Genomic DNA, 14828 nt, shown 5'->3' on the forward strand with positions numbered 1-14828 from the left:
ATCTAAACCAGCCCTTCATCCACCTTAATCCCTGCCGACCGCAGTTGATGGACGACCCCGTTCAAGCTGGCGGTCGTGCTCGCACTTCGGCCAAGCTCATTCTCGCTTTCGCTGGAGTCGCAGAAGGTGTGCAGCGGCCATTGCTCCCGCATATATGGACGCAGGCAGCGCAAAGCTAAGCGAACGGCATCCGTCTTGATTGCCTGCTGCGAGCCGTCATCGCGAGCACTGGCAAGGATCTGAAGCGACAATTTGATGATGGCGGTGTCGTTCTTGTTTAGCGTCGGCATGCGCGGAACATAATGCGAACAGCGTTGATTCGCATAGACGCCGAATCGTCCGCGCTGGTTGCTATGCCTCGCCGGGGTCGCTATCCCCGCCAGACCCCTGGCGCGGTCCATCGTCATAGCGGCGCGTGTCAGGGGCACGCTTTCCCCGATCCCTGACCACATCTGCGACGATCTGCGGCCCGTACTCGACAGCCGCGGGCCTGATGATCTTCTTCCATCCGAAGCGCGCGATGGAGATCAGGATCTTGCCGACGTTCATACGCCCAGAACCTTCTTCAACTTCGCGAGATAGGCGCGCTGCTCAGCCAGTCCGCCGGTACCGCCCTGGACCAGACGGCACACGGCGACGACATCGTCGCGATCGGCGGTAGCGTTGATCTTGCGAGCATCCCAATAGGCGCAGGCGACCAGCAGGCCGGTGTGAGGCTCGGACACCAGATCCGGCTTCGCGACGACATCGATGCCGGTCAGGTCCTTCGCCTGGCGGTAATTGTCCTCGAACGTCAACTGGGTCGGGCCCCGCCCGCGATGGAGCCAGCCGTCATTGACATTGTCATTGCCATAGCGGCCGCCATAGACCTTGTTCGCCAGCGCCTGCGGCTTTCCGGCATAGGGCTGCGCGTCGGCGATCGTCGGGAAGCGGCTGGGCCAGACCTGGACGATCCGCTTGGCGGAATAGTTCAGATCTTCTTCCATGACGCGGAAGCCGCGCGTCTCGACCGCCCAGCGAGCCAGCGCGTGCGCCAGGCGCAGCGGGGTGACGATAGCATAGCGCGGGAACATCTCAGCCGCCGCCTTGCCCAGATCGCGCGTAAGCGCACTGGCAGCGCCGCCGGTGTAGGAGAAGAGGCCGCCATAGCTCAGCGGCCCGAAGTCGCCATCGATCCGGCCGGAATAATGGCCAGCCGCTTGCAACCGGAGTTGCACCGGTTTCGTGTCCATGAATGCTCCTATTGATTTCAGGATTGATGATCAGCGGGCAGTGCCGGACGGGCCGCCACGGCCTTTGCGCTTTCGACCTTCTGGACTGCCTGCCGCAGTTCGCCGCTGCTCTCGATCACTTCCTTGGCGACGTCGCGCAGCGTGACGGCCTCGACCTGACGCATGAAGCGCTCGGTGTAGAGCTTGATCACCCGGTCGGCGCAAACGGTGACGAAGGCTGTCACCATCGCCGCCGCTTCGCCTTCTGCTCCGGCCTGTCGGCACAGCGAGTAGGAAATGAGCGCCACCAGGGGCAGGATCAGCAGATCGGCGACCACCAGCCGCGCCTGCACTTTAATGCCGCGTTTGATCAGCATCGCATATTTGGCGGCAAAGCCGAACGTCAGGCCTATCCAGATCCAGCTATATTTGGCCACCACGGCCTCAAACACAGGACTCACCGGCACTATACCCCTTTGAAAATTGGAAAGCCCGGCGCAGCATGAAACCCGCCACCTGCGTGGCGTGTTGGCATAGGACGCAAGGAGGATGCTTTGACCCGCGAACGAACACAGGAACTGAGCGACGAGGAATGGAACGCCCTGCTGGAGCGCGATCGCGCCGAGCAGGAGGCCGATCCCAACAATGCGATGAACAGCCCGCTGGGCCTGGACGAAGAAGCGCGCAATAACCTGACATTCGTCATGGTCACCGCGGCCTTCCTCGTCATCAGCCTGCTGGTGGGTGGATGGTATTATCTGTGATGCGAGGCGCGTCGCGCTCAGACGTTGGGCAGGTTGGCCACGACGATGCCCGAACGACGCCCCAGCATCGCCAGCAGCTTGCCGCGATCGGCATCGGACAGGACCGCATTGAAGATCAGCAGATCGCCGATGTCGCCGGTCATCGGCTGGCTGCCGTCACCAAACGCGCCGATGCCAATGCCTGCGGGCGTTGAGTGCCCTGCGCCGAAAAGCACGGTGCCCCCGCTGGTGAAATTGTTGAGGCCAAGGCGCGCGGTCAAGGTGGAGCTATTGAAGTCAGCCCATGCCACGCTTGCCGCCGCCGGTATTACGCCCTGGGCGACGGCCGCGACGGTGCTTCCGGTGTTGAAATTCAACTGAAGATACCCGGATCCCTGAGCCCCGAAGGACATGCGCGGCGAGCTGTTGGCCGGGGCGGCCAGGAGTTGCTGGGAACCCACCGGGTTATCCATCACGAAGGAAGTCGCGACCGTGAAGCTGGCAGGCATGGTCAGCGAGCCGAGCAGTCGCGCAGCCGCACCATTGATCCGGATGGTCGGCCGCGAGCCGAAGGCCATGGACGGCTTGGCGCCGGTTTCAACGGTGCCGGGGGTCCGGTAGCTCAGCGTGTCCTTGGCCAGATCATCCCAGATATTATCCATCTCCCGGATGGCCAGACCGCTGCCGCTGATCCACGCGACAAGGTTCGGGTGATCGACAAAATAGGCTTCATCCGGGTCCGATGGCGTGAACCGCACAAGGCCGTTGGGAAAGGCAGGCGAGCGAAGAGGGCGAGGCATGGGAGATCCTTTCAGCCGAGAACGATGGAGGTGAGCGCCCGGCCGATCATGCCGAGCTCGAATACGCTGTCATGATTGAAGAGGTTGGAGCCGCACATGTCGCGAGGGTCGAGCGGTCCCAGGCGATCGACGCCGAACACCGAAGCTGTATCGATGAAGGGGGCGGCGAGATAATCCGCAGCGGCGGCTATTTGCCGATTTTCTACGACCCATCGATCCAGAATGTCCGCTGAATAGGTCGCATTGGGCCGGGCGGGCGCGATAAACACAGGGTCGATATTTGCTGCCCGGCAGGCTTCCCCGATCGCGATCAGGTTGGCGATCGTGTCGGCCCCGGCAGACCCCAATTCATTCATTCCGAATTCGATCACGGCCAGATGCGCACCGCTGCCGGTCAACCCGGCCAGGCGCGCCGGCACCGTCCCGCCATTGTCGGTGTTGCCGCTGGTGGTCCCGCCGATCCCGAAATTGAGATATTCGACGATATTGGGATAGCGCTGCTCGATCGCCGCCTTCAGCGTCCAGTTCCAGCCTACGCGTGTATGGACCTGTCCAGCGCCGTCACCATGATCGAACAGCGGCAGGGTAGCGATGAACGCGGCATCCTGCGCCGCCATGAAGCCGCTGTCGGCCATGCGATCGCGCTGCTGCCCGTTCGCCGCATAAAGCGATGCCGCCACGCCGCCCAGATTCGTCCGGCTCGTCCCGTAGCCGGCAATCCGAACCGTGCCGCCATCCCGCAATGCGCGATGGAAGTTGCCGAGCACCTTCGCGCGGCCCCGCTGGATGATCGCCGGCGCCTGAACCTGCGACCGTTCCTGATCCTGCCAGCGCCAGATTGTCATGCCGGCGGCGGTGACGCGCACAATCAGCAGCGGATATTTCCCGGCCGATCGCGCCGGCAGATATTCGGCGACATCGCGGTTGCGCGCGGTCCCCTTCTTGACGCTCAGCGCGCCGTTGATGTCCGTCTCGATCAGGTCGTAGCGCACTTCCGAATAATCATAGTCGACTTCGACAGCCAGCGCCGATCCCGCCGCAGCCCGCTGGATCGCACCCTGCTCGGCGTTGAGCAGATAATCGGTGCCCAATACCAGAACGGCATCGGTCGCCGCGTCGCGCACCACGACGGTGGATGCGCGCGCATGGGCGAGGCGCCCCGTTCCGGCAAGCGCGAAGCTAGCCGCCGCCGCGTTCGCCACATAATTGATCGTTACAGCTTCGCCGACAATCGAAGCAGAGGCGATCGGATCAATCGAGACACTGCCGATCGGATAGATTGCCCGGCCGGCGGAGCGCAGCGCAGTGCGCCCGGCCTGCAGCGCGACGACATTGCCGGTGACCGACCAGATCACGTCTTCGATCTCCAGCGCGGTCGCCGGCATGCCTTCACGGCGCACCGAGCGCATGGAGCCGGTCATGTCGATGGACAGGCTCTGCACCGCGCCCGTGCGCTTTCGCATGAGATCCCTTGCCGCGATAGCGCGCAGGTCCGCGCGGCCCTCAAGGCGGCTTTCGGCATTACCAACCATTCGGATAACGAATGCCCGCACAGAGGCGACGATGGCGCCGACATAATCGAACCCGCGATTATCGGCACCCAGGCGCTTTTCACCCTCCGTCGCAAGCTCGGTTTCGGCCTCGTCGATCCTGCCGCCGAGAGCATTATCGCGGGCGACAGACTGCCCATCAACCCCGTTCAGGTTGCTTTGCAGGGTGTTGAGACCGGTGTTCACGTCGCCCGCATTGGCTTTGGTCGCGATCGCGGTTTCGGCGGCGTCGATCCTGCCGCCGAGAGCATTATCGCGGGCGACAGACTGCCCATCAACCCCGTTAAGGTTGCTTTGCAGGGTGTTGAGACCGGTGTTCACGTCGCCCGCATTGGCTTTGGTCGCGATCGCGGTTTCGGCGGCGTCGATCCTGCCGCCGAGAGCATTATCGCGGGCGACAGACTGCCCATCAACCCCGTTAAGGTTGCTTTGCAGGGTGTTGAGACCGGTGTTCACGTCGCCCGCATTGGCCTTGGTCGCAAGCTCGGTTTCGGCGGCATCGATACGCTCGCCATGTTCTTCTACCGTCGGTCCGAGCGCGACGGCGACCGCCACATCCGCAGCCTGTTCGGCGGTCAGCCCGGGACCGCGCAGGCCGCGAACCTGACCGCTGAAATATTGAAAGCTCATGGCAGCGTGACCCCCGGTTCGAGAAGGAAGCGACCGAGCGCGAGCTTGTCCTGCAGCGCGTCGGCATAGGTGATGACGATGTCGTAAGAATAGGCGTCGGCTTCGCCCGGCTCGGGCTCGTTCAAGCCTGTCGGGAAAGCCTCAAGCGCTGCCTGTGCGATCTGAGGCAGAAGGCGCATCGTCACGGCCAGACGCTGGCGATCGGACAGTTCGGTATCGGCTCCAACCATGTCAGCCGGGATTTCCTCGGAGAGCGTATCGGCGGCGTGGAACAGGGCAGCATATCTGCCGTCCGCCCTGATGCGATCCTTCGCCAGATTGGCTGCCAGCCTGAACAGATAGGCCCGCTTGTTCAGGATTGGCGGATCATCCTCGATACGCTGCACCCTGAACCAGAGGCTTTGCGTGACGTCTTCCGCTGCCGGCCGATCGCGCAATATGCTTTCGACAAGTCGCAGGAGCGACGTGCGCTCTTGCAGGAGCAGGCGCGTAAGGGCGGCGGCGTTGTTGAGCATCGCTATCTGCCGACGCATTACGTGCATTGATAATCGTTCGCAACAACTCATGTGCCGCTTGTTCATGACTACTATCGGGGCGGCGCGTTCAATCATATGCCCCGTTGTTCCTTGCTTTTTGGCTGATGGGCAGGGGCAGTGGTTGGTAACGACTCAACGTCCGCGGCGGGATGGATTGCAGCGATCAGGCTCTTCCTCTATGCGCCTTTTTGAGAATCGATCGCAAATGCTCTTCGCCGGACGGGCCTTGCGCATGTTCGCAGGAGCCGCGGGCGTTGAAACAAGCGACTATAGCAGCGCGATTATATGCGGCGCAGCGCCCGGCGCTGGTTGACTATGCCGCCAGCATCCTGGGTGATCGGGCCAGGGCCGAAGATATCGTACAGGATGCCTGGATATCGTTCGCATCGATCGAAGATCAGAATGGGATCCAGAATCCCGATCTCTTCCTGCGGCGGATGATCCGCAACCTGGCGATCGACGCCCTGCGCCGGACAAGGCGCTATGATCGGATCGCAGGCGGCGATATGGAAGAGGCCGAACGCACGGTGCAGGACAATGCGCCAGGAACGGAGCAGGCCCTGATCGCCCGTCAGGAACTGGCTCGGGTGCAGAGGGCTTTGGCGCGCCTCCCCGAACGCCAGCGGCTGGCCATAGAGATGCACCGCATCGGCCGTTACAAGCTGCGGGAGATTGCGGAGCGGCTGGGCGTGTCCATTCCCTTTGTTCATGGCCTGATCGTGAAGGGACTGGCGGCTTGTGACGACTATCGCGATGAGTGAACGGCCCATGCACCTTTTCCTCCGTCCGCTTAAATTCCGCGCAGGCCGATCGTCTGTGGTCCTGTGGAGGAGCGCCATGCCCGGTCGTTCGATTTTTCGGGCGTGCCGGATTGGCGATGGAGGTGGTCTGTGACGGAAGAAAGCTTGCGCCTTGCGGCCGCCGACTGGCTCGTCCGCCTGCAGGAGCGCCCCGACGACGCAGCATTGAAGGATGCCTTCGACGACTGGCTGGATGCCGATGCCGGGCATGTCATCGCCTGGGCCAGGATGGCGGAAACGGCCGATGCCATCGCCGATGGCGAACCGGCGTTTCGGGACAGGTGGGATGCTGCTCCCGGCGTCATTCCGCCATCGCGTCCGGCGCCCGAGGCCCGTCATGCGGGTTGGCGGTTCCATGGCCGGCGCAGATTGACCATCGCGGCTGTGGCGGCAGTCTGCGTGGGCGTCTTGGCTGGGCCATCGTTGCTGCTGCACCTGCGCGCCGATCATCGCACCGGCGCGGGCGAAACCCTGATGGTAGCGATGGACGACGGCAGCCACATCCGCCTGGGTCCGGACAGCGCCATCGCGACATCCTTCGACAAGGGGCATCGCGACATCCGCCTCCTGTCCGGGCAGGCATGGTTTGAGGTCCGACCGGACAAGGCCCGGCCTTTCCGGGTCATGGCGGGCCATGTCACCACTAGCGTGCTGGGCACCGGCTTCGACGTGCGGATGATCGGCACGGCGACGTCGGTGGCGGTGCGTCACGGTCGCGTGCGGGTGGAGGCCCTGGGCACGCCGGCGCGGGAACTGACGGCCGGCCAATGGGCCATGGCCGCCGCCGACACTGCGCTGAAAACCGGGACCGAACAGCCCGACCTTATCGGTGCCTGGCAGAGCGGCGATATTCTGGCGCGCAGACTGACCATAGCCGCCGCGATCGACGAACTGCGCCCATGGTTTGGCGGCCATATCATCGTCACCGACCCCAGTCTTGCAGCCCGCCCGATCAGCGGCATCTATCATGCCAATGATCCGGCGAAGGCGTTGGAAACCATGGTCCATCCCTATGGCGGGCGCGTCACCCGGATCACGCCATGGCTGCTGATCGTTTCCGGCCGCTGACCGCGCGGGAAAGATTTTCGACGGAAAATTACGGTCGCTGGTTAAAAGCTCCATCGCTCAGGCGTCCAGCGAGGGAGAGGAGTTCTTGCGAGGCAATAGCATGTCAGCAACCTCCTCGTGCAGTTGGAGGCAGAATTGACGGACGTTAGCATATTGGGGCAAAATTTCGGGCGCGCGCTGGCCATCGGCCTGCTCGCATCAACGGCGACGGGAACGGCCCTGCTGTCGCCCGCCATGGCGCAAACATCACCCAACAGCGCGCAGCGCCGCATCAATGTGCCCGCGCAGCCATTGACCGATGCCGTCATCCTGTTCGGCCGCCAGTCCGGGGTCGAGGTGACGGCCGGATCCGACCTGTTGAACGGCAAGATCAGCAGCGCAGTTGCCGGCAATTTCGCCCCGGCCGAGGCGCTGAGCCGCCTGCTGAGCGGCACCGGCCTGACCTTTCGCTTCATCGGCCCCAAGTCGGTCGAACTGCACCCCGCTCCGCAGGCTGCCAATGGCACCGTGCAGCTTGGTCCGGTGCGGGTCGAAGGCGCGGATAGCGGCAGCGGTTCGGGCAGCTTCGCCGGCATCACCAGCGATCCGGTCGCGACTGAAGCCAGCGGTTCCTACACCATTCCCGCGATGAGCACGGCCACGAAGCTGTTGCTATCCCCACGTGAAACGCCCCAGTCGCTGACGGTCGTCACCCGCCAGCGGATAGAGGATCAGGGCCTTGCCACGTTGAGCGACGTGGTGCGCGCCACGCCCGGCCTCTATCTCACCAAATGGGGCGGCGAGCGCTATCGCTTCAATGCCCGCATGTTCCAGCTCGAAAACCTGATGATCGATGGCATGCCGGTGCAATATGAGGAGGCGGCGCTCTCCACCGGCATTCTCGACATGTATGACCGGGTGGAGGTCGTGCGCGGCGCGGCGGGACTGATGGAGGGGGCTGGCACACCCGCCGGATCGATCAACCTGGTCCGAAAGCGGCCCACGCGGGAGACGCAGGCGATCTTCACGCTCAGTGCAGGAAGCTGGAACAATTTTCTGGGAACGATGGATGTGGGCGGCGCCGTCAACAGCGCAGGCACGCTGCGCACCCGTGCCGTGGTAACGTATCAGGACAAGGACAGCTTCATCGACGATTACCATAATCAGCGCATGTCGCTTTATGGCATAGTCGAGGCGGATCTGGGTTCTTCTACCCTGCTGACCGTGGGCGCCAGCTACAGCAATGAGGATAATCCCGGCGTCGACTGGAATGGCCTTGGCACGGCCGCAGACGGCAGCTTTCTGGACATAGCCCGCTCCACCCGCATGAGCCCCAGTTGGTCCTATTGGGACAAGAAGAGCGCGACCTATTTCGCCAATCTGGACCATGAATTCGGCAATGGTTGGAAGGCGCGGCTGGCCGCCACCGCAATCCAGAGCGAGATGTCGATGATCGGCACCTTCCTGTCCTATGCCACCTCCACGGCCGGTGAAACGCGCTTCAATCTGGGCGGCGCGGCGCTCGCCTATCATTATGATCGCGACCAGTTGAGCCTCGATGGTTATGCCTCCGGTCCGTTGACCCTGTTCGGCCAGACCCACGAACTGGTCGTCGGCGGCAGCTATCGCAAGGCGACATGGGACGATATCGGCGCTCCCACCGATTTTACCGCCGTCAGCTTCGACCCGCTGGACTGGGACCCGCGTTCCGTGCCCACGCCCACCATCACCGGCGACTGGACCATGTATCTGCGTGATCAGAAGCGCGAGCAGATCGGCGTCTACTCCACCGCCCGGTTGAGCGTGGCCGAACCCTTGACGCTGATCCTGGGCGGGCGTTTCGACTGGTTCAAGCAGGAACTGGCCAATGGTTGGGCCGGCGCCATCTACAGCACCGCCGATTACAAGGTGAAGGGCCAGTTCACCCCCTATGTCGGCGTGGTCTATGATTTCCACCGCAACCACTCGCTCTATGCCAGCTGGACGCGGATCTTCAATCCGCAGAACAACCTGACCCGGACTGGCGCGATCATCGCTCCGCAGGAGGGCGCGAATTACGAAGTGGGCGTCAAGGGCAGCTATTGGGACGGCCACCTCAACACCAGCCTGGCGCTGTTCCAGATCGAACTGACCAACCTGCCTATGGCACTGCTCGCCTCGGAATGCGCTGCCGGTCTCACCGCCTGCTACGCCCCCTCCGGCAAGGTCCGCAGCCGCGGCGTGGAGTTTGAAGTGTCGGGCGAACTCGCCAAGGGCTGGCAGCTTTCGGGCGGCTATACCTACAACACTGCAAAACATCTGAGCAGTTCGAGCTATAATCCGACCGGTATCTATACCGATGGTACGCGCTATGGCACGAACCTGCCGCGTGGGCTGTTCAAGCTTTCGACGACCTATAATCTGCCTGGTGCCTTCGACCGCTGGACGCTGGGCGGCACGTTGCAGGCACAGAGCAAGATCTACAGCGCGCCCTATGGGGGCCTCGTCCAACAGGACGGTTACGCGCTGCTCGACCTGTCGATCAAATATGCCGTATCCAGCCGGGCGACGGTGACGGTCAATGTGAACAATGTTTTCGACAAATATTATTACGAGAATGTCGGGGCACCTACCGGCTCCAACTTCATCGGGGCACCACGCAACGTCCTGGCGACGCTGCGCTACAAGATCTGATCGTCGCAGCATGTGGCGCGCTGCTGGCGGCGCGCCACATGCTGCCGGATCATCTGCTTACAATGGCGGCCATCTTTGAAGGAAGGAATATAATGGGGGGAGGCCGGCTACGGTGCGCAGCGATGACGTTATGATGACGATGCCTTCTGCCACTTGCCGAAATCCTAGACCGTCCAGAACATGGGATTGCGCAGCCAGTCGTCGATGGCAGATTCGCGCCCATTGTAGACTTCAGTCCTCATGCCCTTCCTGCGAGGTCCAGACCTCATGCGCGTCGATCTGGATGCGCAGGATGGCGCGCAGCAGGGTGGCGCGGGCATCGATTTCCTGGCGCCGGGTCTCGTTCGCCTGGCGGCGGGCGAGCAGCGTATCGGCGAGGTCGATCTGGCCCAGTTCATAGCCTCTCTTCGTCCGGGTCGCGGCGGCGGCGGCGCTGGCGGCAGCGCTTTCCATACTGCGCCAGACCGCTTCGCGGGCGCGGACATTGCTGAGGTCGGCGGCAGCGGTCGCCTCTATCTCGCGCCGCACGCGGGCGAGTTCCAGTTCGGCAGCACTGGCGTCTGCGGTTGCCTGGTCATGAGCGGCGCGGCGATAGCCACCGCCCAGCGGAATCGAGCCGACCAGACCGACGCCCTTCTCCAGCCCACCCCGTTCGCTGAAGACGCGCACGCCGAATGAAGGATCGGCGATGCGATCGGCCGAGGCGCGGCGGGCGACCATGGCCAGCCGCTGCGCCTCCCGCTCCGACGCGCGAATTTCATGGCTGCGCTCGATCACCAGATTGCGCAGATCCTCCAGCGCCGTGGCGGGCATGGCCGGATCGGCAAGCAAGGGCGCCTCTTCAGGCAGAGCGAGGCCGGGGAAGCCGGCGGCGAGCTTCACCCGCGCCTCATCCCGCGCCGCGCGGGAGGTCGCGGCCTGCGCTTGCGCCTGAGCCAGCGCGGCTTCAGCCTGGTCGACGTCCAGTAGCGACGCGTCACGCAACTGGGCACGGCGGCGCACGGCCGCCATGTCCTGCGTCAGGCTGGCAGCGGAATCGAGGTCGGTGCGATGCTGGGCACTGGCGACCAGCCAGTCATGCCAGAGATCGGAAAAGGCGAGCGCGGTCTGATGCCGCACATCCTCCATCAGGTTATGCGCCACCTCGACGCCGAGTTCGCCGGCCTTGCGATCCAGCGACGCCTTGCCGGGCAGGCGGAACGGGCGGGTGAGGTTGACGTCATATTCGCCATAATCACCCTCCCCCTCGGCCGAGCGGCGGGAGACCGTGCCCTGGAAGGTAAACTCATGGCTGCCCCGGCGGAGCATGGCGGCGCCGGCCTCGGCCGAGCGCACGCGCGCTTGTGCCGCAGCCACGGCGGGATGGCTATCAAGCGCTTCGACCACCAAGGGTTCGGGCGGCAGGTCGGTGCGCTGGGCCCAGGCGGGCGTGGTAATGAGGGCGGTGGCCGACAGGAGAAGCGCACGGATCATGCGATGCGCCCCCGTGCCGCGACCGGGCAGGCGTGCCAGCGGACCGGATGGCCCCGCCGCGCATCGGTGACGGCGGCGACCAGCGGGGCGACATCGTCCGCCGCCACGATCAGGTCGATCGCCGCCCGGCGCAGCGTGCCGCGCACCTGCTCGCCTGCGCCGGCATCGGCGAAATCGCGGCCCAGCACCTGCTCGTCGCGCAGATGGAGCGGCGCCTGGGCGTGGCCGCGCAGCGCGTCGGCCACGCCGTCGCGGTCGATCGCGGCGCAATAGAAGGTCAGCAACATGTCGGTCATGATCGGGCTTCCGTGGCGCCTTCACCGAAGCGCTCGAACAAAATGGGCAGGAGGATGAGGGTCAGCAGGGTCGAACTGACCAGTCCGCCGATCACCACGATGGCGAGCGGCTTCTGGATTTCCGACCCTGGCCCGGTCGCGAACATCAGCGGGACAAGGCCGAAGGCCGTGATGCTGGCGGTCATCAGCACCGGGCGCAGCCGGCGTTCGGCGCCCAGTCGCACGGCCTGGGCCATGCTCTGCCCTTCTTCGCGCAACTGGCGGAAATAGGCGACGAGGACGAGGCCGTTCAGCACCGCGATGCCGAGTAGGGCGATGAAACCGACCGAGGCAGGCACGGAGAGATATTGGCCCGATACCCAGAGCGAGATGATGCCGCCGACCATGGCGAAGGGAATGTTGGCGAGGATCAGCAGCGACGCGCGCATCGAGCGCAGGGTCATGAGCAGCACCAGCAGGATCAGCAGCAGCGCGGCCGGGATGACCAACATCAGCCGGGCGGAGGCGCGCTGCTGATTTTCGAACTGGCCGCCCCAGACCATGCGATAGCCGGCGGGCATCTTGATCTCGCGATCGACGGTGGCGCGCGCCTCATCGACATAGCCGACCAGATCGCGGCCCGAGACGAAGGCCTGGACCAGCGCGTAGCGCGAGCCATTTTCATGGTCGAGCTTGACCGGCCCCTCGGTGCGCTCGACCCGCGCCATGTCGCTGACTCGCGCGACGGTGCCGTCCGGCGTGCGCAGCGGCAGGTCGGCGAAGCGGGTCGCGTCACTGCGGATCGTCTCGTCGCCCTTGACCAGGATCGGTACGCGCTTCTGCCCGTCGGCGACGACGCCGGCATGCACGCCCTCGATCTGGGCACGCAGCGTGTCCTGCATCTGGTCGATCGGCATGCCGAAACGGCCGGCGGCGGCGCGATCGATATCGAGCTGGAGATAGTCGACATGATCGTTGGCGACGGTCATCACCTCCGAAGCGCCGCGCGTCTTCGACAATATCTTCTGCACCTGTCCGGCAAGGTTCGACAGGGTGGCGAGGTCCGGGCCGAAAATCTTGACGGCAAGGTCGCCGCGCGATCCGGTCAGCATTTCCGACACGCGCATCTCGATCGGCTGGGTGAAGGTCGGTTCGATGCCGGGCAGCTTGTCGAGCGACTTGCGGATTTCATCGACGACGAATGCCTTGTCGCCGCGCCATTCTTTCTGCGGCTTCAGCACCACGAAACTGTCGGTCTCGTTCGGGCTCATCGGATCGAGGCCGATCTCGTCCGTGCCGACGCGGGCGATGATTTGCGCTATTTCGGGCACATCCTTCATCAGGGACTGCTGCACCGCCGTGTCGCCCAGCACCGACTGGTCGAGATTGATGGTCGGCAGCTTGGCGGTCTGGACGATCACCGATCCTTCATCCATCGACGGCATGAAGGTCTTGCCCACCGCGCCATAGGCCAGGCCCGCCAGCACCAGGCCGAGCGCAGCCAGGCCATAGACCAGCCGTTTGCGGCCAAAGGCACCGTCGAGCAGCGCCCGATAGCGCGGCGTCAGCTTGCGCATGATCCAGGGTTCGCCATGATGGCCGGGCTTGAGGCCGAGCGAGGCCAGCACCGGGACCAGGGTGAGCGCGATCAGCAGCGATCCCGCCAGCGCGAAGATGATGGTGAGCGCAACCGGGGCGAACAGCTTGCCCTCCAGCCCTTCGAGCGAGAGCAGGGGCAGGAAGACGAGCGCGATGATGACGATGCCGGCCGATACCGGCACCACGACTTCGCTCGTCGCGCGGAATACGGTGTTGAGGCGTGGAGGGCCGTCCTCCTTCGCATGGTTCAGCCGTTCGACGATATTTTCGACCACCACGACCGCGCCGTCGACCAGCATGCCGATGGCGATGGCCAGGCCGCCCAGGCTCATGAGGTTGGCCGACAGGCCCATGCCGCGCATCATCAGGAAGGTGACGAGCGCCGCCATCGGCAGGGTGGCGGCCACGATCGCCGCCGCGCGCCAGTCGCCCAGGAACAGGATCAGCAGGATGATGACCAGGATGGTCGCCTCGATCAGCGCCTTTTCGACCGTGCCGACGGCGCGGCCGATCAGGTCGGATCGATCATAGAAGACGGCGATCTTCGTCCCCTGTGGCAGGGTCTTTTCCAGTTCGGCGACGCGCGCCTTGACGCCATCGACCACGGCGCGGGCATCGGCACCGCGCAGCGCGATCACCAGCCCCTGCACCGCCTCGCCCTTGCCATTGGCGGTGACCGCGCCATAGCGGGTCAGGCTGCCGGTGCCGACGGTGGCGACGTCGCCCATGCGGACAATGCGGCCATTGCGCGTGGCGATCACCATCGACTGGAGGTCCGCTTCCGACTGGATCGCGCCGACCGCCCGGACGATCAGCGATTCCTCGCCCTGCGACAGGCGGCCGGCGCCGTCATTGCGGTTGCCGCGCTCGATTGCTTCCTGAAGATCGGCAATGCTGAGGCTCGCGCTGGCGAGCGCGATGGGATCGGGCCGCACTTCGAAGGTGCGGACATAGCCACCCAACGCATTGACGTCGGCGACGCCGGGCACGGTGCGCAGCGCCGGCCGGATCGTCCAGTCGAGCAGGGTGCGCTTTTCCTCCAGGCTCAAAGGCCCTTCGATCGTGAACATGAAGATGTCGGACAAGGGCGTCGAGATCGGCGCCATGCCGCCCGATACCGCCGGCGGCAGATCGCCCATCACGCCCGACAGCCGTTCGGCGACCTGTTGGCGTGCCCAGTAGATGTCGGTGCCGTCGACGAAATCGATGGTGATGTCGGCGATTGCATATTTGGCCGAGGAACGCAGGATGGCCTGGCCCGGAATGCCCAGCATCTCCATCTCGATCGGGGTGATGACGCGGCTTTCCACCTCTTCCGGCGTCATGCCGGGGGCCTTGAGGATCACCTTCACCTGGGTCTGGGCGATGTTGGGATAGGCATCGACAGGCAGGTTGACGAAGGCCCAGGCGCCCAGCCCGGCGGTCAGCAAGGCGAGCGCGATGACGATCAGGCGATAGGACAGCGCCCAGGCGGCTAGCGATTTGAGCATC

General features: G+C 64.4%; 13 protein-coding genes. 4 read left to right on the forward strand and 9 right to left on the reverse strand.

Features of this window, described 5'->3' with window-relative positions; translation table 11 throughout:
* Positions 1-2 precede the first annotated feature (2 nt).
* The 3 genes from DIZ22_RS12705 to DIZ22_RS12720 form a co-directional block, all read right to left on the reverse strand.
* Positions 3-407: a hypothetical protein gene (locus DIZ22_RS12705; protein ID WP_137405265.1), complete on the reverse strand. Its 405-nt coding sequence runs from the start codon at positions 405-407 to the stop codon at positions 3-5.
* Positions 408-545: 138 nt separating this feature from the next.
* Positions 546-1232: a glycoside hydrolase family 19 protein gene (locus DIZ22_RS12715; protein WP_122928237.1), complete on the reverse strand. Its 687-nt coding sequence runs from the start codon at positions 1230-1232 to the stop codon at positions 546-548.
* A gap of 17 nt (positions 1233-1249) precedes the next feature.
* On the reverse strand, positions 1250-1672 hold the full coding sequence (locus DIZ22_RS12720; protein ID WP_137405267.1) for a hypothetical protein: 423 nt from the start codon (positions 1670-1672) through the stop codon (positions 1250-1252).
* Positions 1673-1765: 93 nt separating this feature from the next.
* On the opposite strand from DIZ22_RS12720, the gene DIZ22_RS12725 reads away from it, so the two are divergent.
* Positions 1766-1975 carry a hypothetical protein gene (locus DIZ22_RS12725; protein ID WP_048938495.1) on the forward strand — a complete coding sequence of 70 codons (210 nt, stop codon included), beginning with the start codon at positions 1766-1768 and terminating at the stop codon, positions 1973-1975.
* Positions 1976-1992: 17 nt separating this feature from the next.
* Here the strand turns inward: DIZ22_RS12725 and DIZ22_RS12730 are convergent, their stop codons facing one another.
* Genes DIZ22_RS12730 through DIZ22_RS22250 form a run of 3 tightly spaced genes read right to left on the reverse strand, consistent with a single transcriptional unit; the run spans position 1993 to position 5545 of the window.
* Entirely contained in the window at positions 1993-2754 is a 762-nt protein-coding gene (locus DIZ22_RS12730; protein WP_122928238.1) for a hypothetical protein, read from the reverse strand.
* An 11-nt stretch (positions 2755-2765) separates the two neighbouring features.
* On the reverse strand, positions 2766-4934 hold the full coding sequence (locus tag DIZ22_RS12735; RefSeq protein ID WP_122928239.1) for an SGNH/GDSL hydrolase family protein: 2169 nt from the start codon (positions 4932-4934) through the stop codon (positions 2766-2768).
* Positions 4931-5545, reverse strand: coding sequence for a sigma factor (locus tag DIZ22_RS22250; protein WP_240626725.1), 615 nt, complete (start codon positions 5543-5545; stop codon positions 4931-4933). The genes DIZ22_RS12735 and DIZ22_RS22250 overlap by 4 nt, the downstream gene beginning before the upstream one ends.
* A gap of 179 nt (positions 5546-5724) precedes the next feature.
* On the opposite strand from DIZ22_RS22250, the gene DIZ22_RS12745 reads away from it, so the two are divergent.
* The 3 genes from DIZ22_RS12745 to DIZ22_RS12755 all read left to right on the forward strand — a co-directional run bounded on the left by DIZ22_RS12745 (position 5725) and on the right by DIZ22_RS12755 (position 9990).
* A complete protein-coding gene (locus DIZ22_RS12745; protein WP_048938492.1) occupies positions 5725-6231 on the forward strand; it encodes a sigma-70 family RNA polymerase sigma factor in 507 nt (168 codons plus the stop codon).
* Positions 6232-6360: 129 nt separating this feature from the next.
* The gene (locus DIZ22_RS12750; RefSeq protein WP_048938491.1) at positions 6361-7338 is read left to right on the forward strand and encodes a FecR domain-containing protein; all 978 of its coding nucleotides are present in this window, start codon (positions 6361-6363) and stop codon (positions 7336-7338) included.
* Positions 7339-7473: 135 nt separating this feature from the next.
* Entirely contained in the window at positions 7474-9990 is a 2517-nt protein-coding gene (locus tag DIZ22_RS12755) for a TonB-dependent receptor (protein WP_048938490.1), read from the forward strand.
* Between the two features lie 231 nt (positions 9991-10221).
* On the opposite strand, the gene DIZ22_RS12760 is transcribed toward DIZ22_RS12755, so the two are convergent.
* The 3 genes from DIZ22_RS12760 to DIZ22_RS12770 are packed head-to-tail and all read right to left on the reverse strand — an operon-like array spanning position 10222 to position 14827.
* Positions 10222-11463 carry a TolC family protein gene (locus DIZ22_RS12760; protein WP_122928240.1) on the reverse strand — a complete coding sequence of 414 codons (1242 nt, stop codon included), beginning with the start codon at positions 11461-11463 and terminating at the stop codon, positions 10222-10224.
* The gene (locus DIZ22_RS12765) at positions 11460-11759 is read right to left on the reverse strand and encodes a DUF3240 family protein (RefSeq protein ID WP_122928241.1); all 300 of its coding nucleotides are present in this window, start codon (positions 11757-11759) and stop codon (positions 11460-11462) included. The genes DIZ22_RS12760 and DIZ22_RS12765 overlap by 4 nt, the downstream gene beginning before the upstream one ends.
* Positions 11756-14827 carry a CusA/CzcA family heavy metal efflux RND transporter gene (locus tag DIZ22_RS12770; protein ID WP_122928242.1) on the reverse strand — a complete coding sequence of 1024 codons (3072 nt, stop codon included), beginning with the start codon at positions 14825-14827 and terminating at the stop codon, positions 11756-11758. Before DIZ22_RS12770 ends, DIZ22_RS12765 begins: the two co-directional genes overlap by 4 nt.
* Between the last annotated feature and the right edge of the window lies 1 nt (position 14828).

The sequence above is a fragment of the Sphingobium sp. LF-16 genome, from assembly GCF_003711185.1.
Classification (GTDB): Bacteria; Pseudomonadota; Alphaproteobacteria; order Sphingomonadales; family Sphingomonadaceae; genus Sphingobium; species Sphingobium yanoikuyae_A.